Origin of the sequence: Streptomyces sp. NPDC049954 (assembly GCF_040656295.1) — a bacterium.
Lineage (GTDB): Bacteria > Actinomycetota > Actinomycetes > Streptomycetales > Streptomycetaceae > Streptomyces.
Window position 1 is genome coordinate 124,885 of record NZ_JBFALS010000010.1, and the last position, 18,505, is coordinate 143,389.

Here is an 18,505-nt window from a genome sequence, read left to right on the forward strand (position 1 = left end):
GGGGTGGGGGGGGCTTTCCCCCCCCCCGGTCTACTTGCCGGGGGCCCCCTGCCGTTGCGGACGGGGCCCCGCTCCATGTCACCGGGGCCTGCGGCCCGACGGGTCAGGGCCTGCGCGCCGAGGTCACCCGGTACACGTCGTAGACGCCCTCCACACCGCGTACGGCCTTCAGGACGTGCCCCAGGTGTTTGGGGTCGCCCATCTCGAAGGTGAACCGGGAGGTGGCCACCCGGTCGCGGGAGGTCTGGACGGCCGCCGACAGGATGTTGACGTGCTGGTCGGACAGGACCCGGGTGACGTCCGACAGGAGCCGGGAGCGGTCGAGGGCCTCGACCTGGATGGCGACCAGGAAGACCGAGGACTGCGTGGGCGCCCACTCGACGTCGAGCATCCGCTCGGGCTGCTTGGACAGCGAGTCGACGTTGACGCAGTCCTTGCGGTGCACCGAGACGCCGTTGCCGCGGGTCACGAAGCCGATGATGGGATCGCCCGGGACCGGGGTGCAGCAGCGGGCGAGTTTGACCCACACGTCCTCGACGCCCTTGACGATGACGCCGGGGTCCGACTTCGCGCGGCGTTTGCGGCGGCTGCGCGAGGGCGGGCTGGACTCCTCGATGTCCTCGCTCGCGGCCTCCTCGCCACCGAGGGCCTGGACGAGCTTCTGCACGACGCCCTGTGCGGGCACGTGGTTCTCGCCGATCGCCGCGTAGAGCGAGGAGATGTCGGGGTAGCGCATCTCGTGGGCGAGGGTCACGAGGGAGTCGCCGGTGAGGATGCGGTGGATGGGCAGGTTCTGCTTGCGCATCGCGCGGACGATGGCGTCCTTGCCCTGCTCGATGGCCTCCTCGCGGCGCTCCTTGGAGAAGTGCGCGCGGATCTTGTTGCGGGCGCGCGGCGACTTGACGAAGCCCAGCCAGTCCCGGGAGGGCCCGGCGCCCGCCGCCTTCGAGGTGAAGACCTCGACGAGGTCACCGTTGTCCAGGGTCGATTCGAGCGGGACCAGCCGCCCGTTGACGCGCGCCCCGATCGTGCGGTGCCCGACCTCGGTGTGCACGGCGTAGGCGAAGTCGACCGGGGTGGCCCCGGCCGGGAGCGCTATGACGTCACCCTTCGGTGTGAAGACGAAGACCTCGTTGCGCGACAGGTCGAAGCGCAGCGACTCCAGGAACTCCCCGGGGTCCTCGGTCTCCTTCTGCCAGTCGAGCAGCTGCCGCAGCCACGCCATGTCGTTGATGGCGTCGTCCTTGCCGGCCCGCCTGGGTACGTCGGTGCGCACCTTGGAGGCTCCGGCGACGGCCTCCTGCTTGTACTTCCAGTGCGCGGCGATGCCGTACTCGGCGCGGCGGTGCATGTCGAAGGTCCGGATCTGGAGTTCGACGGGCTTGCCGTTGGGGCCGATCACCGTGGTGTGCAGCGACTGGTACATGTTGAACTTGGGCATCGCGATGTAGTCCTTGAACCGGCCGGGGACCGGGTTCCATCGCGCGTGGACCGTGCCGAGGGCCGCGTAGCAGTCGCGGACCGTGTCGACCAGGACCCGGATGCCCACCAGGTCGTAGATCTCCGCGAAGTCCCGGCCGCGGACGATCATCTTCTGGTAGACGCTGTAGTAGTGCTTGGGCCGGCCGGTGACCGTGGCCTTGATACGGGCGGCGCGCAGGTCGGACTGGACCTCGTCGGTCACTATCGCCAGGTACTCGTCGCGCTTGGGGGCGCGCTCGGCCACCAGGCGGACGATCTCGTCGTACATCTTGGGGTAGAGGATCGCGAAGGCGAGGTCCTCCAGCTCCCACTTGATGGTGTTCATGCCCAGCCGGTGGGCGAGCGGGGCGTAGATCTCCAGGGTCTCGCGGGCCTTCTTCTCCTGCTTCTCGCGCTTGAGGTAGCGCATCGTGCGCATGTTGTGCAGGCGGTCGGCGAGCTTGATGACGAGGACGCGCGGGTCCTTGGCCATCGCGACGACCATCTTGCGCACGGTCTCGGCCTGGGCGGCCTCGCCGAACTTGACCTTGTCGAGCTTGGTGACGCCGTCCACGAGGAGGGCGACGGTGTCGCCGAAGTCCTGGCGGAGGGTGTCGAGCCCGTACTCGGTGTCCTCGACGGTGTCGTGCAGCAGACCGGCCATGAGCGTCGCCGGGTCCATGCCGAGCTCGGCCAGGATCGTGGTGACGGCGAGCGGGTGGGTGATGTACGGGTCGCCGCTCTTGCGCTTCTGGCCCCGGTGCCAGCGCTCGGCTACCTGGTACGCCTGCTCGATCTGGCGCAGCATCGAGGTCTCGATCTTGGGGTCGTTCCCCCGGACGGTGCGCAGGAGCGGTTCCAGGACCGGGTTGTACGGGTTGGTGCGTTGCACGCCGAGCCGGGCCAGGCGGGCCCGTACGCGGTTGGAGGAGCCGCTGCGGCCGTGCTGGGGGGCGGTGGGGCGCGGCTGGGCGCCGGCCGCGCGCTCGGGGGCGGGACGCGGCCGCTCCGCGGCGGGGGTGCCGGGACGGGCGCCGCCCCGGCCGCCGTTGTGCGCCGGGGCCCCGGGCTGCTCGGCGGCCGGGGGCGTGGCGGAAGGCGCCTGCGTCGGCTTCGCCGGCGACCCCTGGTCGCCCGCGGCGGTGAGTGGCTGGGCCTCGTCTGGCAAGAGCGCTCCTCCTGTAGGCCCCCCTCCCGCCGGGCGGCGGGGCGGCGAGGACCGTGTGGCCCCCCGGGTGTCGAACCGGAGGAAGCCCATGGTAGCGAGATCGAGCCAAGCCCTCGCCTGCGGGAGGCGGGCCCGGCCCACCCGGGTCCCGGTTCGCTTTACCGGGCTGGGGGGACTGAACCCTCACAGCCCGCCTTGTCCGGGTTTGCTTCGCTCCTGAGAACGTCCGGCCCGCCCCCGGGTATTTCCTCGCGGCCGTCGCCGACGGCGGGTCTGGCCGAAACGCACCGCTGCCAGGGGCTCCGAGCCAGGTGAGGGCCGACCCCGGGCGGGGCCGGCCCTCACGCGCTGTGCGGTCGCGGTCTCGCCGGGTCGTGTCCGCCCCGGCGCGTGCGCTCAGACCTGGATGAGCGCCTCCAGCGGGGCGCCGTCCAGGGCGTCCGACAGCCGCGCGCGGCCGCCGAGGAAGCCGAGCTCCATGAGGACCGCGACGCCGACCACCTGGGCGCCGGCCCGGCGGATCAGCTCGACGGACGCCTCGGCCGTTCCACCGGTCGCCAGGACGTCGTCGATGACCATGACCCGGTCCCCCGCGTTCAGGTCCTCGGCGTGCACCTCTATCTCGGCGCTTCCGTACTCCAGCTCGTACCCCTGGCGGAGCGTCGCTCCGGGGAGTTTGCCGGCCTTGCGTACGGGGACGAAGCCGAGCCCCGCGCGGACGGCGGCGGGGGCGCCGAGGATGAACCCCCGCGCCTCCAGCCCGACGACCTTGGTGGCCTGGTGCACCAGGCACAGGTCGGCGAGGGCCTGGGTGAGGGCCGTGAAGGCCGTCGGGTCCGCCAGGAGCGGGGTGATGTCCTTGAACACCACTCCGGGCTCCGGGTAGTCCGGTACGTCCCTGATACGGCTGAGCAGCAGCTCCTTGATGTCGGTCATCGGCGCTTTCCGGTCGTACGTCCGCCCCGGCCGGAGCGGCCGCGGGCGGGGGGCTCGCCGTTACGGGCGACGGACGTCGCTCCGGCGGCCGCGGCGGCGGTCTCCGGGGCCTCGTCGTCGGCTCCTCGCGTCGCGGAGGCCGGCAGGGGGTCTCCCTGGGCGGCCGCGGCGGCGCGCTTGGCGAGCACCCGCTTCTTGAGGGCCTTCATCTGCGGGTCGCGCTCCTTGAGGTCGGCGACCAGCGGCGTGGCGATGAAGATCGAGGAGTAGGCGCCGGCCGCGAGGCCGACGAACAGCGCCAGCGAGATGTCGTTGAGCATGCCGGCGCCCAGGAAGCCGCCCCCGATGAACAGCAGCCCGGCGACCGGGAGGAGCGCGACCACCGTGGTGTTGATGGAACGCACCAGGGTGCCGTTGATGCTCTGGTTGGCGACTTCGCTATAGGTGTTGCGGGTCTGCTTCGTGATGCCCTTCGACTGCTCCTTGAGGCTGTCGAACACCACCACGGTGTCGTACAGCGAGTAGCCGAGGATGGTGAGCAGACCGATCACGGTGCCCGGGGTGACCTCGAAGCCGACCAGCGCGTAGACCCCGACCGTGATGGTGATGTCGTGGATCAGCGCGACGAAGGCGGCGACGGCCATGCGCCACTCGAAGGCGATGGCCAGGTAGATCACCACGAGGACGAGGAAGATCCCGAGGCCCAGCCAGGCCTTGTTGGCGATCTGCTCACCCCAGCTCGGGCCGACCAGGTCGGCGTTGATGTCGTCGGCCTTGACGTCGAGGTCCTTGGCCAGCTGCGTCTTGATCGGGTCCGAGGCGTCGGTGTCGATCCCGCTGATCTGGATGCGCATGCCGCCGTTGCCCAGTTCCTGCACGATCGCGTCGTGCCCGGAGGACTGCTCGGCGGACTCCTCGGCGCGAGCGGCGGAGACGCTCGTCTTCGGGGTCGTGAAGACGGCGCCGCCCTCGAACTCGATCCCCATGTGCAGACCGCGTACCCCGAGGCCCACGATGGCGGTGATCGTGATCAGGATCGAGATGCCGTACCAGATCTTGCGCTTGCCGATGAAGTCGTAGCCGACCTCACCGCGGTAGAGCCGGGCGCCGAAATTGCCGAGTCGCGACATCTCACGCCTCCTTCGGGTCGACGGGGGCGGAGACACGGCCGGCGCGGGAGCGGCGCAGCGGGGGCTTGGCGCCGAGCCGCTTCGGGTCGAGACCGGACCACTTGTGGCCGCCGCCGAAGAACTTGCCGCGGGCCAGGATGGTCATGAGGGGCTTGGTGAACAGGAAGACGACGACCACGTCGAGCAGGGTCGTCAGACCCAGCGTGAACGCGAAGCCCTGCACCTTGCCGACGGTGACCAGGAACAGCACGGCGGCGGCGAGGAAGGACACGAAGTCGGAGACCAGGATGGTGCGCCGGGCGCGCGGCCAGCCCCGCTCCACGGCGGGCCGCAGCGTGCGCCCCTCGCGGACCTCGTCCCGGATGCGTTCGAAGAACACGATGAAGGAGTCCGCGGTGATACCGATGGCCACGATGGCTCCGCAGACGGCCGGCAGGTTCAGCGCGAAGCCGATGCCCGGGCCGAGCAGCGTCATGATCGTGTACGTCAGGATGCCGGAGGCCACGAGGCTCGCGATGGCGATGAGCGACAGGCCACGGTAGTACACGACGAGGTAGATGATGACGAGCGCGAGGCCCACCCCGCCGGCGATGAGACCCGCATTGAGCTGCTCGCCGCCGAGCGCGGCCGTCACGGTGGTGACGGTGTCCTCGTGGAAGGACAGCGGCAGGGCGCCGTAGGACAGCACGTTGGCCAGGTTCTTGGAGGACTCCTGGGTGAAGCTGCCGTAGATCTCGGCGCTGGAGTTGAGCGTGGTGTTGACGCTCGGGGCGGAGACCACGTCACCGTCGAGGACGATGGCGAACTGGTTCATCGGCGACTGCTGCTGGGACAGCTTGCTGGTGATCGCGGAGAACTTCTTCGAGCCCGTCTTGTTGAACTCCATCTGCACGATCCAGGAGCCCCGGTTGGGGTCGAGGACGGCCTTGGCGCTCTTGACGTTCTTCCCCTCGACCTCGGCCGGGCCGAGGATGTACTTGGCCCACTGGCCGCCCTCCTGGCCACAGGCCACGGTGGGGTCGGAGGACTTGACGCCCTCGGTGGCCTTGACCCGCTGGGCCTTGTTGGTGCAGTCCAGGGCGGAGAACTGCGCCATCAGCTTCTCGGTGGCGGGGTCGCTGCTGGGCGCGGGGGTGGCGGCCGGACTGGAGGGGTCGGCCTTCCCGCTCGCCGGGGCGCTGGGCGTGGGCGTGGGCGCGGCCTTGAGGGCCTGGGGCAGCGCGCGGCCCTGCGGCGAGTTGCTCGGCTCGGCGGCGCCGGAGGCGGTGGAACCCGCGGAGGACGAGGCGCCCGGGGAGGCGCTGGAGCCACCCGTCTTGTCGCCGGAACCGGCGCTGGGAGCGGGGCTCTTGCTGCCCGAGGGGCTGCCGGAGGGGTTGGCCGAGGGGTCCGCGGCGGGCGAGCCGCCCGCGACCTGGAGCACGGGACGGAAGTAGAGCTGCGCGGTCGTGCCGACCTGGTCGCGGGCCTGCTTCTCGTTGGTGCCCTTGGGGATGTTGACCACGATGTGGTCGCTGCCCTCGGTCTGGACCTCCGCCTCGGACACACCGAGACCGTTGACACGGCGGTTGATGATGTCGACCGCGGTGTTCATGTTGGTCGGGTTGACCGCGTTCTTCTGGCCGGGCTCGTTCTGCGCCTTGAGCGTGATGCTCGTACCGCCGGCGAGGTCGATGCCGAGCCGGGGCGTCTTGTGCCCGGAGAGGAACATCCCGCCCGTGAGCGCCACCATGGCGATCAGGATCAGAGCGAGGGAGCGGCCCGGCTTGCTCTGGCCGCCGCTACGCCCTCTGCCCTTATTGGGTGCTGCCACCTTCTCGTTTCTCCCTGTCCAACCGCTCAGCACGGTGAGAACCGGCGAGCGGCCCTTAAGTGAATTGGGGAATCCGCGTACAACGGCATGCCCCGGGGCCGCGGCGCCCCGCCCCGCGGGGCGGCATGCCACGGACCTCGGTTCTGCTTACTTGGCCTCGGAGTCGCCTTCGGCCTTCTTCGGCGCGGCGTCCTCGGTCTCGGGCGCGACGGCCTCGGCGGGGGCGACGTCCTTCTTGCCGAGGTCGATGCGCTCGGCGTCGTCCTCGACGTGGTCGGCGGACTCGTCGGCCTCGGTCAGGGAGGAGGCGTCGTCGGGGACCTGGGCGTCGAAGTCGGTGTTGCCGTTGATGATGCGGTCGTACTCCTCGTCGCCGAGGACGGCGCCGATGGCGTTCTTCGCGAACTTGGCGTGGACGCCAGGAGCCACCTCAAGGAGGACCGTGTCCTCGTTGACCTCCTTGACGGTGGCGTACATGCCCCCGATCGTGCGGACGCCGGAACCGGGCTGCATCTCGTTGCGCATGCTCACCGCGGCCTGCTGCTTCCGCTTCGCGGAGCGGGTCATCAGGAACATGGCCCCGATAAGCACGATGAAGGGGAGGAGGGTCACGATACTCACGGTACGGAGTCCTTCGCACGACCGCGCGGATGCTGGCGGCCTGTTGGGATTGGGGGTGGGCGCCGACCGCAAGGGACGGCATCGGCGGAGTCTAGGCGAGTCTCCGTCGTGGGAACAACGCTCAGCATCGCACCGCAGTTCCTGGCGTGGCCATAACCGGGACGGTCACGTCCGGAACAAGCTGGGTTGTCCTGGGGCTCCCGGGCCGCCCTGGGGCGGGGTGAGCCCGAGGTGGGCCCAGGCTGCCGGGGTGGCCACCCGGCCACGCGGAGTGCGTGCCAGGAGTCCCTCTCGGACGAGGAACGGCTCGGCCACTTCTTCAACAGTCTCACGTTCCTCCCCCACGGCGACAGACAGAGTGGAAAGACCCACAGGGCCGCCGCCGAACAGTTTGAGGAGCGCTTCGAGGACCGCGCGGTCGAGGCGGTCGAGCCCGCGCTCGTCGACCTCGTACACCCCGAGGGCCGCGGAGGCGATCTCCTCGGTGATCACTCCGTCCGCCTTGACCTGCGCGTAGTCGCGTACGCGGCGCAGCAGGCGGTTGGCGATACGGGGGGTGCCGCGGGAGCGTCCGGCGATCTCGGCGGCGCCCCTTTCGTCGATGTCGAGGTCGAGCAGGCGGGCCGAGCGATGGATCACGCGTTCCAGTTCGGTGGGGGCGTAGAACTCCATGTGCGCGGTGAATCCGAAACGGTCGCGCAGCGGGGGCGGCAGCAGGCCGGCCCTGGTCGTGGCGCCGACCAGGGTGAAGGGCGGAAGTTCGAGCGGGATGGCGGTCGCTCCCGGGCCCTTGCCGACGATGACGTCGACGCGGAAGTCCTCCATCGCCATGTACAGCATCTCCTCGGCGGGCCGGGACATCCGGTGGATCTCGTCGAGGAAGAGGACCTCGCCCTCCTGGAGCGAGGAGAGGATCGCCGCGAGGTCTCCGGCGTGCTGGATCGCGGGCCCGGAGGTGATCCGGATGGGGGCGCCCATCTCCGCCGCGATGATCATGGAGAGGGTCGTCTTGCCGAGGCCCGGGGCTCCGGAGAGCAGGACGTGGTCGGCGGTGGCGCCCCGGGCCCGCGCGGCCTTCAGCACGAGGTCGAGCTGTTCGCGGACCTTGTGCTGGCCGATGAACTCGTCGAGATCCTTGGGGCGCAGCGCCGCCTCGACGGCGGTGTCCTCCCCGTCGGCCACGGAGTCGACGAGCCGGGGGTCGGCGGCGCCGGGGGGCGCGCTGTCCACTGCCTCGTCGTCCCAGTTCACGGTGGTGGCCTCTTGTTCTCTCGCGGGTGAGCGGGTGAGCGGGGATGGGTGCGGGTGGGGGTGGGGGTCAGCGTGTCTTGTTGAGGGTCTGGAGTGCGGCCTTGAGCAGCGGGCCGACCTGCGGGCTCGGGCCCTGGGCCTCGGCCTGCGGGGTGACGGCGACCACGGCCTCCTCGGCCTCGCGCGGCTGGTAGCCGAGGCCGACGAGGGCGGTGTGCAGCTGCTCGGTCCAGGGCGCGGGGCCGCTCGCGGCGCGCTGGGCGCCGAGCCGCCCGGTGCCCAGCGGTTCGCCGAGCCGGTCCTTCAGTTCGAGCAGCAGCTTCTGGGCGCCCTTCTTGCCGATGCCGGGGACGGCGGTCAGCGCCTTCTCGTCGCCGGTGGACACGGCCAGGCGCAGGGCGTCCGGGGCGTGCACGGCGAGCATGGCCTGGGCGAGGCGGGGGCCGACGCCGCTCGCGGTCTGCAGGAGTTCGAAGGTCTGCCGTTCGTCGTCGTCGGCGAAGCCGTACAGGGTCAGCGAGTCCTCGCGCACGACAAGTGAGGTGGACAACCGGGCGTCCTGCCCGAGCCGCAGTCCGGCGAGGGTGTTCGGGGTGCACTGGAGCGCCATCCCGATCCCGCCGACCTCGACGACCGCGCTGCCGGGGCCGAGGGCGGCGACGGGGCCGGTGACGAAGGCGATCATCGGGGGACCTTTCGTACGGATGCCGGGCGGGCGGACGCCGTGCGGGCCCGCTCGTGGGCCTGCTGGAGGCGGTTGGTGGCGGGGGCGCGCCAGATGTGGCAGATCGCGAGGGCCAGGGCGTCGGCGGCGTCGGCCGGTTTCGGCGCCTCGGAGAGCCGCAGGAGCCTGGTCACCATGGCGCCGACCTGGGCCTTGTCGGCGCGGCCGCTGCCGGTGACGGCGGCCTTGACCTCGCTGGGGGTGTGCAGGGCGACGGGCAGGCCGCGCCGGGCGGCGCACAGCGTGGCGACGGCGCTGGCCTGGGCGGTGCCCATGACGGTGCGCACGTTGTGCTGGCTGAAGACGCGTTCGACGGCGACGCATTCGGGCCGGTGCTCGTCGAGCCAGGCCTCGATGCCGCGCTCGATCGCGACGAGCCGGTCGCCCAGATCCGCGTCGGCCGGGGTGCGTACGACGCCGACGCCGATCAGGGTCAGCGGCCGGCCGGGCATCCCTTCGACCACGCCGATCCCGCACCGGGTCAGGCCAGGGTCGACCCCCAGTACGCGCATGCACCCCACCCCCGTCCCTCGCGTTCGCTCACGTGTTTGTGCAGGCTACCGGCTGCCACCGACAACGGACGGCGGGCCGGGGGACGTGTCCCGTCCCCCGGCCCGCCGTGGGTGGCCGCTCAGGCGTCGACCGCGTCGACCTTCTCCATGACCTCGTCGGAGACGTCGAAGTTGGCGAAGACGTTCTGCACGTCGTCGCTGTCCTCCAGCGCGTCGATCAGCCGGAAGATCTTGCGGGCGCCGTCCTCGTCCAGCTCGACCTGCATGGTCGGGACGAAGTTGGCGTCGGCGGAGTCGTAGTCGATACCGGCCTCCTGGAGCGCGGTGCGCACCGCGACCAGGTCGGTGGCCTCGCTCAGCACCTCGAAGGTGTCGCCGAGGTCGTTGACCTCCTCGGCGCCCGCGTCGAGGACCGCGCCGAGCACGTCGTCCTCGCCCAGCTCGCCCTTCGGGACGATGACGACACCCTTGCGGTTGAACAGGTACGAAACGGAGCCGGGGTCGGCCATCGAACCGCCGTTGCGGGTCATCGCGACCCGTACGTCCGAGGCGGCGCGGTTGCGGTTGTCGGTGAGGCACTCGATGAGCACCGCGACCCCGTTGGGACCGTAGCCCTCGTACATGATCGTCTCGTAGTCGGCGCCACCGGCCTCAAGACCGGCGCCGCGCTTGAGCGCGGAGTCGATGTTCTTGTTGGGGACCGACTGCTTCTTCGCCTTCTGGATGGCGTCGAACAGGGTCGGGTTCCCCTCGACGTCGGCACCACCCATCCGCGCCGCGACCTCGATGTTCTTGATCAGCTTCGCGAAGAGCTTGCCGCGCTTGGCGTCGATCACGGCCTTCTTGTGCTTCGTCGTCGCCCATTTAGAGTGGCCGGACATCTGCCTGTCTCCTTCGCGTTACCCATCTCCGTACGAACGCAAGAGATCCTACCGGGACGAGCCGCCGGGCCTTTCCCGCACCATCTCGGTGAACAGGGCGTGCACGCGGTGGTCGCCGGTCAGCTCGGGGTGGAAGGACGTCGCGAGCGCGGAGCCCTGCCGTACGGCGACGACGTGCCCGTCGTAGGTCGCGAGGACCTCGGCCCCGGCGCCCACGGACTCGACCCAGGGGGCGCGGATGAAGACCCCGTCCACGGGGCCGCCGGGCACCCCCGCCATGGCGAAGGAGGCCTCGAAGGACTCGTTCTGCCGGCCGAAGGCGTTGCGGCGCACGATCATGTCGATGCCGCCGAAGGTCTCCTGCCCCGAGCGGGGATCGAGGATCTTGTCGGCCAGCATGATCATCCCGGCGCAGCTCCCGTAGACCGGCAGCCCCGCGGCGACGGCCTCGCGCAGCGGCTCCAGCAGGCCGAAGAGCCGGGCCAGCTTGAAGATCGTGGTGGACTCGCCGCCGGGCAGGACGAGCCCGTCCACGGCCGCGAGTTCCTCGACGCGCCGCACCGGGACGGCCCGCGCCCCGGCCGCGCCGAGCGCGGCCAGGTGCTCGCGGACGTCGCCCTGGAGGGCCAGCACGCCGACGGTGGGTTCACCAGCCACGGCTTGCGTACCGCTCGGACTCGGGGAGGGTGTCGCAGTTGATGCCGACCATGGCCTCGCCGAGGTTGCGGGAGGCGTCGGCGACGACCTTGGGGTCGTCGAAGAAGGTCGTGGCCTTGACGATGGCGGCGGCCCGCTTGGCGGGGTCACCGGACTTGAAGATGCCGGAGCCGACGAAGACGCCCTCGGCGCCGAGCTGCCGCATCAGGGCCGCGTCGGCCGGGGTGGCGACGCCACCGGCCGAGAAGAGCACGACGGGCAGCTTGCCCAGCTCGGCGACCTCCTTGACCAGCTCGTACGGGGCGCGCAGCTCCTTCGCGGCGGCGTACAGCTCGTTGTTGTCACAGCCGCGCAGCTTGGCGATCTCGCCCTTGATCTGCCGCAGGTGGCGCACCGCCTCGACGACGTTGCCGGTGCCCGCCTCGCCCTTGGAGCGGATCATCGCGGCACCCTCGGCGATACGACGCAGGGCCTCCCCCAGGTTGGTCGCGCCGCAGACGAACGGGGTGGTGAACGCGAACTTGTCCGAGTGGTTGACCTCGTCGGCGGGGGTGAGGACCTCGGACTCGTCGATGTAGTCGACGCCGAGGGCCTGGAGCACCTGGGCCTCGACGAAGTGCCCGATGCGGGACTTGGCCATGACCGGGATGGAGACGGCCTCGATGATGCCCTCGATCATGTCCGGGTCGGACATGCGCGCGACCCCGCCGTCCTTGCGGATGTCGGCCGGCACCCGCTCCAGGGCCATGACGGCGACGGCCCCGGCGTCCTCGGCGATCTTGGCCTGCTCCGGGGTCACGACGTCCATGATCACGCCGCCCTTGAGCTGTTCGGCCATTCCGCGCTTCACACGGGCGGTACCGGTCGTGGGGTTACTGGACACAGAGGACCTCGCAAAGGTGAGCAATGGGGCTTGCTCTCCGAGGAAACGCCGCCGCGGGGGCCACAACAAGGGCCAATGTGCGGGCAGTGGCTCTTTTCGCCCCGGCCGCCTCAGGGCCTGCCCTAGGCGTGCACGCGGTCGGCGAGGGCGCCCGGGGGCTCGTCGTCCATCTCGAAGGCCAGCGGGAACGGCGCGTGTCCGGCGAGCCGGAACCAGCGGACCGTACGGTGCCGGCGCAGGGCGCGGGCCGCGCGCACGGCGTCGTTGTGGAACCGCCTGGCCATGGGGACCCGGCGTACCGCCTCGATCAGCTCGTCGGCGGCGGCGTCCCCGCCGGGGGCGGCACGGACGGCGGCGACCTGCTCCGCCTCCCCGAACACGGCCCGCAGCGCCTGGCTCAGCTCGCTCTCCACGACCTCCCGCTGCTCCTCCTCCGCCTGCCGGGCGGCGTGCGCGGCCTCGTACAGCACGATGGAGGCGGCCGGGTCGAGCAGCCCGGACGTCGCCAGCTCCTGCGCGACCGAGACGCGGCGCAGCAGTTGCGCGTCCAGCGCGGCGCGCGCGGCGTCGATCCGCGCGTGCAGGCGGTCGAGACGGCCGGCGGTCCAGCTCAGGTACAGCCCGATCGCGACGAGGGCGACGACGATCCACACGAGTGTTGTCACGGCCCCGAGCCTAGTGTCCTGCGGACGGGCTCACGGGGGTGCGCCTGCGGCTGCACCTTCGTCCTCAAGCGCCGGACGGGCTGGAAGGGGCCGCTGCCCGTTCCAGCCTGCGGCTCACCGTGTCCTCAATCGCCGGACGGGCTCGTTCGGTTGCCCACCGGGTTCACTCACTGAGCCCGTCCGGCGATTGAGGACAAAAGGGAGGCCGCAGGTCGACCCCGGGGGCCCGCCGGAGGCTATTCGCGGGCCAGGCCGAAGCGCTGTCGCAGGCCCGGCCTCTCGTCGGTGGCCACCGAGGCCGCCCCGTCGGCCACCGTCTCGTAGACGGCCAGGATGTCCGCGCCCACCGTCGACCAGTCGAAGCGGCGTACGTGTTCGCGGCCCCGGGCCCGCAGCGCGTCGCGGCGGGCGGAGTCCTCCAGGAGGCGCAGGGCGGAGCGCGCGAGCGCCCCCGCGTCCTCGTTCGCGAAGAGTTCGCCGGCCGAGCCCTGGTCGAGGACCTGGGCGAAGGCGTCGAGGTCACTGGCGAGGACGGCCGCCCCCGCGGACATCGCCTCGACGAGGATGATGCCGAAGCTCTCCCCGCCGGTGTTGGGCGCGACGTAAAGGTCGACGCTGCGCAGCAGCCTGGCCTTGTCCTCGTCGCTGACCATGCCGAGGAACTCGACGCGGTCGCGCAGGGACCTGGGGAGGGACTCCACGGCCTCCTCCTCGTCCCCCCGTCCGGCCACCAGCAGGCGGGTCTGCGGGCGGGCGGCCAGGATCTCCGGGAGCGCCTTCATGAGGACGGGCAGGCCCTTGCGGGGCTCGTCGATGCGCCCTATGAAGCCGATCGTGTCGCCCTGCCACTCGGCCCTGGGCTCGGCATCGGCGAAGAAGGAGACGTCGACCCCGTTGGGGATGACGACGGCGTCGCCGCCGAGGTGTTCCACCAGGGTGCGCCGCGCGTACTCGCTGACCGCGATACGGGCGCTGATCTTCTCCAGGGCGGCCTGCAGGATCGGGTAGGCCGCGATCATGGCCCGGGAGCGCGGGTTGGAGGTGTGGAAGGTCGCGACGATCGGTCCGCGCGCCGCCCAGCAGGTCAGCAGCCCCAGTGAGGGCGAGGAGGGCTCGTGGATGTGGATGACGTCGAAGTGGCCCTGCTGGAGCCAGCGCCGCACCCGCGCGGCGGACAGGAAACCGAAGTTGAGCCGGGCCACCGAGCCGTTGTAGGGCACCGGGACGGCGCGGCCGGCCGAGACGACGTACGGCGGCAGCGGGGTGTCCTCGTCGGCCGGGGCGAGGACGGACACCTCGTGGCCGAGCCGGATCAGGTGCTCGGCGAGGTCGCGGATGTGGAACTGGACGCCGCCCGGTACGTCCCAGGAGTACGGGCAGACGATGCCGATCCTCATGGCGACTCCTCGCGCGGCGGGGCGCCGTTGAGGTCGGCGAGCCAGAACTTCTGGAGCATGTGCCAGTCCTCGGGGTGGGCGGCCACTCCGGTGGCGAACGCGTCGGCGAGCGACTGCGTCATGAGCGCGGTCTTCTCGGCCCGGCCACCGGCGGCGGGGACCTCGACCTCGGGGTGGACCCGGCCCCGCATGACCGGAGTGCGGTCGTACCACAGCGTCACCGGCAGGAGCGCCGCCCCGGTGTGCTGAGCGAGCATCGCGGGTCCGGCGGGCATGCGGGTGGGCTCGCCGAAGAAGTCGACCTGAACGCCCGAGGCGGACAGGTCGCGGTCGGCGACCAGGCACACCATGCCGCCCGCGCGCAGCCGGCGGGCGAGCGTCCCGAAGGCGGCGCCGCCGGTGTGCGGGAGCACCTCCATGCCGAGGCCCTCGCGGTAGGCGACGAACCGGTCGTAGAGCGACTCGGGCTTGAGGCGTTCGGCGACCGTGGTGAACGGGATGCCGAGCTCGGTGGTGACCCAGGCGCCGGCGAGGTCCCAGTTGGCGAGGTGCGGGAGGGCGAGTATCACGCCGCGCCCCGCGTCCATGGCCTTCTCCAGGTTCTCCAGGCCCTCGGGGGTGAATCCGGCGCGTACCCGCCGCTCGCTCCAGGCCGGCAGCCGGAAGGACTCCATCCAGTACCGCAGGTACGAGCGCATTCCGGCGCGGGAGAGTTCGGCGAGCCGCTGCTCCCCGGCGTCCGGGACCACTCGTTTGAGGTTGGCCTCCAGCCGCAGTACGCCCTTGCCGCGCCGTTTCCAGGTCTGGTCGGCGATGGTGCGGCCCAGCGCCTTCGCGGCCGGTTCCGGCAGCGTCTTGACGGTGGTCCAGCCCAGTCCGTAGAGCCGGTCGGTCAGTTCGTCCCTGCTGGGCAGACCGGTCACGAGGTGGCCTCACTCCCCTGTGCCGCGTGGGCCGCGGCGTCGGCCTCCGCCGACTCCCGGCGCACGGTGACGACGCGCTGCACGATGGTGACGAGGGAACCGGCCGCGACGACCCACAGGGCGATGGGCAGCAGGACCTGGATGCCCGGCACCCCGAAGTTGTGGAAGCCGGCGAGTCCGGCGAGGACGAGGGTGATGACGAGCCGTTCGGCGCGCTCGACGAGTCCGTTGACGGCGACCGGCAGCCCGATCGCCTCGCCGCGGGCCTTGGTGTAGGACACGACCTGTCCGCTCGCCAGGCAGAAGACGGCGACCGCGGCCAGCAGGTTGTTGTCGCCCTCGCCCGCGTACCAGAGCGTGAAGCCGCCGAAGATCGCGGCGTCGGCGACCCGGTCGAGCGTCGAGTCGAGGAACGCCCCCCAGCGGCTGGAGATGCCCGCCTGGCGTGCCATGTTGCCGTCCACGAGGTCCGAGAACACGAACAGCGTGATGACGATCGTGCCCCAGAAGAACTCGCCGCGCGGGAAGAACACGAGGGCGCCGGCGACGACTCCCGCCGTCCCGATCAGGGTGACCGCGTCGGGGCTCACCCCCCGCCGGAGCAGAAACGCGGCGAACGGCGTGAGGACACGCGTGAAGAACGCACGCGCGTACTTGTTCAGCATGGCCTTCCCAGAGGTTTCGGGTGCCTTGCGGCCCCTACGGCCACCGGCTGGCCCATCGTAGTCACGCGCGCCGCCGCCCGGGCGCCGGGCACCCGGCCCGTGCCCTCGTCCCGCGGTGTGCCCGCGTGCCGCGCCGCCCGGCCGCGGGGCGAGGTCGGCGTGTCATGTCCCGGAGGGCGCCTCCCCCGCGCGGGGCCCGGGCACACCGCCCAGAGCGGTCCGCGGGCTTTCGGGCACCGCGGGCGAACGACGCGTTTCAGCCGTTCCCGGGCGGCTTCTGCCGACGCCCCGGGGGCCGCGAGGCCCGGGAACAAGCGGACCGACTCCTTCCGTGCTGCTGTCCGCCCCGTGTGCGCGCGGCCGGTCTTGCCTCGGCCCGGTGACGGAAGGGGCGCGGCCCGATACGCTGATGAACTGATCAACAGGTGTGCGGGGCGCGGGAGTCGGGAATGTCCGCGGAAGCGGACGCCGGTGATGGGGGCAGGATGAGCAGTAGCTTCGACTTCAGTCCGGGGGCGCAGGTGCCGCTCTCGGGGACCGCCGGGCAGACGGCGGCGACCCAGGCCCTCGCCTCCGCCGCGTACCGCGACGGCCCGGTCGACGAGATACTCAAGGCCAACAGCGAGTGGCACGAGTGCAAGGTGTCCGCGCCACGGCTCAAGCTGTTGCGGCCCGATCTCGGCGAGGCGTTCTCGCACGCCGTCCAGACGCGCATGCTCGGCGGCGGCCGCAGCCCGCTGATCCAGTCCTTCGGCACCGAACCTCAGGTCGTCGTCGAGCACTGCCTGGCCGCGAACCGGATCCGCCGCGAGCGCGACAAGCGGCTGACCCTCGTCATGCTCGTGTTCGGCGTGGTGTTCCTGCCCGGACTGCTGCTGTGGCTGGCCGGGTTCGCGATCCGGCGCAGTGTCGCGGAGAGTTCCAACAAGCGCGCCTCGCTGCTCGTGATGCCGCTCATGATCGCGCTCGGCGTACTGGCCCTGCTGTTCCTGCTCAAGCTGCCCTTCGGCGGTTTCTGGGCCTGGTACCTGCGGGCCTGTGTGGTCGCCCCGGCCGTCGGCTGGTACTTCGCCAAGCAGATCTGCGAGCGCACCGCCCGTGACCTGCGCACCCGCTGGGAGAGCCTGCTCTCGGGCGGTGGCCTCGGCGCGAAGATCCCCGAGGCGGTGCCCAGGAACCCGAACGAGACGGCGGCCGAGCGGCTGCGCCAGAGCCTGGCCCGGCTGACCGCCGAGCAGCGTTCCAACTCGGTCTTCTACGCCGGTCCGAAGGGCATTCTCGGCATGGGGACGCGGTGGGGCAGCTGGCAGCTCGCGGAGGAACTGGTGCCGCGCGATCCGGCCGCGGAGATCCACCCCTTCCGCAGTTACGACGTGATCCGGTCCATCCACGACCAGCTGAAGCTGCTGGCCCGGGGCCCCCTGCACACGGGCGGTTTCCCCGAGCCCAGCGTCCGGCACTGGATCGTGACGCCGATCGGGGAGAACGCGGGCGCGGTGGCGCGGCCCGAGGGCACTGACGTGGACGCCTTCCAGATCCGTGACCACGAGGTCCAGCGGATCTGCAACGAGCAGCAGTTCGGCGCGGGCGACCGGCATTATCTGGGGGCCCAGTTCGTGCTCTGGGACGGCCAGTTGGTCATCACCATGCTCATCACGGTGACCGTGCTGCACGAGACCCTGCGCATCGAGGTCACCGGTCACGCGCTCGGACCGGTGCACTCCCTGTTCATGGCGAAGCCCTCGCCGAAGACGGTGACCAAGCCGAAGTCCGTGCGCTTCTGGGAGACCAAGACGAGCACGCTGCCGCTGGTCGACGCGGGCGAGGTGGTGCGCATAGCGGCGCGCGCGCCACTCACCTGGTACCCGCCGGTCCTGGAGCACCTCGGTGGCAAGCTCTCGCTGCCCGAGCCCTTCGGTCTGCGGCACGCGTGGGCGGCGAAGCCGTGGCGGCACCGCTTCATGGCGGACGACGCGCTGCGCGCCGCCACGCCGGTGCTGCGGGTCGTGCACGCGGCGGCGATCAGGGTGCTGGACGAGCACGGCGTGGACACGAGCAGCTTCGGCAGCCGCGCCGGTTCCCTGAGCGGGGCCGTGCAGGACCCCTCCCCCCGCAAGGCCGACGTCTACGACGCCTGATCCGCCGCGCCGGGACGCGAAACCGGGGCCGGCTCTCCGCACGGCCGGCCCCGGCTCGTTCGCCGGACGCACGAGGTGTCTACTGCCCGTCCGGCCAGGCCGCCGCGATCATCGTCCGGGTTTCGCCGAGCAGTTGGGGCAGCACCTGGGTCTGGCCGATCACCGGCATGAAGTTGGTGTCCCCGCCCCAGCGCGGTACGACGTGCTGGTGCAGATGGGCCGCGATCCCCGCGCCGGCCACCGTGCCCTGGTTCAGGCCGATGTTGAAGCCGTGCGCCCCGGAGGCGGTGCGCAGGGCGGCCATGGCCTGCTTGGTCAGTGCGGCGAGTTCGGCGGTCTCCGGGCCGGTCAGCTCGGTGTAGTCCGCGACATGCCGGTAGGGGACGACCATGAGGTGCCCGCCGTTGTACGGATACAGGTTGAGGACCGCGTAGACGTGCTCGCCGCGGCGCACGACGAGGCCGGCCTCGTCGGACGCGGACGGGATCGCGCAGAACGGGCAGCCGTCCCCGGCCTCCGGGCCGGTCGGCTTGTTCTCCCCCTGGATGTAGGCCATCCGGTGGGGCGTCCACAGACGCTGGAACGCGTCCGGCGTCCCCACTCCGATCTGCTGTTCCGGCTCACTCGTCATGGCATGCAGCATATGGCTTCGCTGTTCGGGGGCGTGTCGTCGGTCCCCT

17 protein-coding genes are annotated in these 18,505 nt (G+C 71.4%); 1 reads left to right on the forward strand and 16 read right to left on the reverse strand.

What is annotated here, in order from left to right; all coding sequences use genetic code 11:
- Positions 1–103: 103 nt before the first annotated feature.
- From AB0J21_RS23550 to pgsA, 15 genes are all read right to left on the reverse strand, one after another.
- Positions 104–2,629 (reverse strand): RelA/SpoT family protein, encoded by a 2,526-nt coding sequence (locus AB0J21_RS23550; protein WP_363148059.1) that lies wholly within the window; start codon positions 2,627–2,629, stop codon positions 104–106.
- A gap of 396 nt (positions 2,630–3,025) precedes the next feature.
- Positions 3,026–3,565: an adenine phosphoribosyltransferase gene (locus AB0J21_RS23555; protein WP_363148060.1), complete on the reverse strand. Its 540-nt coding sequence runs from the start codon at positions 3,563–3,565 to the stop codon at positions 3,026–3,028.
- Positions 3,562–4,695: a protein translocase subunit SecF gene (secF, locus tag AB0J21_RS23560; RefSeq protein ID WP_363148061.1), complete on the reverse strand. Its 1,134-nt coding sequence runs from the start codon at positions 4,693–4,695 to the stop codon at positions 3,562–3,564. The genes AB0J21_RS23555 and secF overlap by 4 nt, the downstream gene beginning before the upstream one ends.
- A gap of 1 nt (position 4,696) precedes the next feature.
- Entirely contained in the window at positions 4,697–6,508 is a 1,812-nt protein-coding gene (gene secD, locus AB0J21_RS23565; RefSeq protein ID WP_363148062.1) for a protein translocase subunit SecD, read from the reverse strand.
- 147 nt (positions 6,509–6,655) lie between these two features.
- Entirely contained in the window at positions 6,656–7,129 is a 474-nt protein-coding gene (yajC, locus tag AB0J21_RS23570; protein ID WP_363148063.1) for a preprotein translocase subunit YajC, read from the reverse strand.
- 165 nt (positions 7,130–7,294) lie between these two features.
- Positions 7,295–8,380, reverse strand: a complete 1,086-nt coding sequence (ruvB, locus tag AB0J21_RS23575; protein ID WP_363148064.1) for a Holliday junction branch migration DNA helicase RuvB — start codon at positions 8,378–8,380, stop codon at positions 7,295–7,297.
- 67 nt (positions 8,381–8,447) lie between these two features.
- On the reverse strand, positions 8,448–9,065 hold the full coding sequence (gene ruvA, locus AB0J21_RS23580; RefSeq protein ID WP_363148065.1) for a Holliday junction branch migration protein RuvA: 618 nt from the start codon (positions 9,063–9,065) through the stop codon (positions 8,448–8,450).
- Entirely contained in the window at positions 9,062–9,616 is a 555-nt protein-coding gene (gene ruvC, locus AB0J21_RS23585; protein WP_363148066.1) for a crossover junction endodeoxyribonuclease RuvC, read from the reverse strand. The genes ruvA and ruvC overlap by 4 nt, the downstream gene beginning before the upstream one ends.
- 119 nt (positions 9,617–9,735) lie before the next feature.
- Positions 9,736–10,497 carry a YebC/PmpR family DNA-binding transcriptional regulator gene (locus AB0J21_RS23590; protein WP_363148067.1) on the reverse strand — a complete coding sequence of 254 codons (762 nt, stop codon included), beginning with the start codon at positions 10,495–10,497 and terminating at the stop codon, positions 9,736–9,738.
- A gap of 48 nt (positions 10,498–10,545) precedes the next feature.
- Positions 10,546–11,154, reverse strand: a complete 609-nt coding sequence (pdxT, locus tag AB0J21_RS23595; protein ID WP_363148068.1) for a pyridoxal 5'-phosphate synthase glutaminase subunit PdxT — start codon at positions 11,152–11,154, stop codon at positions 10,546–10,548.
- The gene (gene pdxS / locus AB0J21_RS23600; protein WP_363148069.1) at positions 11,144–12,037 is read right to left on the reverse strand and encodes a pyridoxal 5'-phosphate synthase lyase subunit PdxS; all 894 of its coding nucleotides are present in this window, start codon (positions 12,035–12,037) and stop codon (positions 11,144–11,146) included. The genes pdxT and pdxS overlap by 11 nt, the downstream gene beginning before the upstream one ends.
- A gap of 122 nt (positions 12,038–12,159) precedes the next feature.
- Positions 12,160–12,702: a hypothetical protein gene (locus AB0J21_RS23605; RefSeq protein ID WP_363148070.1), complete on the reverse strand. Its 543-nt coding sequence runs from the start codon at positions 12,700–12,702 to the stop codon at positions 12,160–12,162.
- 236 nt (positions 12,703–12,938) lie between these two features.
- Positions 12,939–14,099 carry a glycosyltransferase family 4 protein gene (locus AB0J21_RS23610; protein WP_363148071.1) on the reverse strand — a complete coding sequence of 387 codons (1,161 nt, stop codon included), beginning with the start codon at positions 14,097–14,099 and terminating at the stop codon, positions 12,939–12,941.
- A complete protein-coding gene (locus AB0J21_RS23615; protein ID WP_363148185.1) occupies positions 14,096–15,013 on the reverse strand; it encodes a phosphatidylinositol mannoside acyltransferase in 918 nt (305 codons plus the stop codon). The genes AB0J21_RS23610 and AB0J21_RS23615 overlap by 4 nt, the downstream gene beginning before the upstream one ends.
- Positions 15,014–15,018: 5 nt before the next feature.
- Positions 15,019–15,687, reverse strand: coding sequence for a phosphatidylinositol phosphate synthase (gene pgsA, locus AB0J21_RS23620; RefSeq protein ID WP_363148072.1), 669 nt, complete (start codon positions 15,685–15,687; stop codon positions 15,019–15,021).
- 485 nt (positions 15,688–16,172) lie between these two features.
- Between pgsA and AB0J21_RS23625 the strand changes: the two genes are divergently transcribed.
- On the forward strand, positions 16,173–17,825 hold the full coding sequence (locus tag AB0J21_RS23625; RefSeq protein WP_363148073.1) for a hypothetical protein: 1,653 nt from the start codon (positions 16,173–16,175) through the stop codon (positions 17,823–17,825).
- 79 nt (positions 17,826–17,904) lie between these two features.
- On the opposite strand, the gene AB0J21_RS23630 is transcribed toward AB0J21_RS23625, so the two are convergent.
- On the reverse strand, positions 17,905–18,468 hold the full coding sequence (locus AB0J21_RS23630; RefSeq protein ID WP_363148074.1) for an HIT domain-containing protein: 564 nt from the start codon (positions 18,466–18,468) through the stop codon (positions 17,905–17,907).
- Positions 18,469–18,505: the final 37 nt, after the last annotated feature.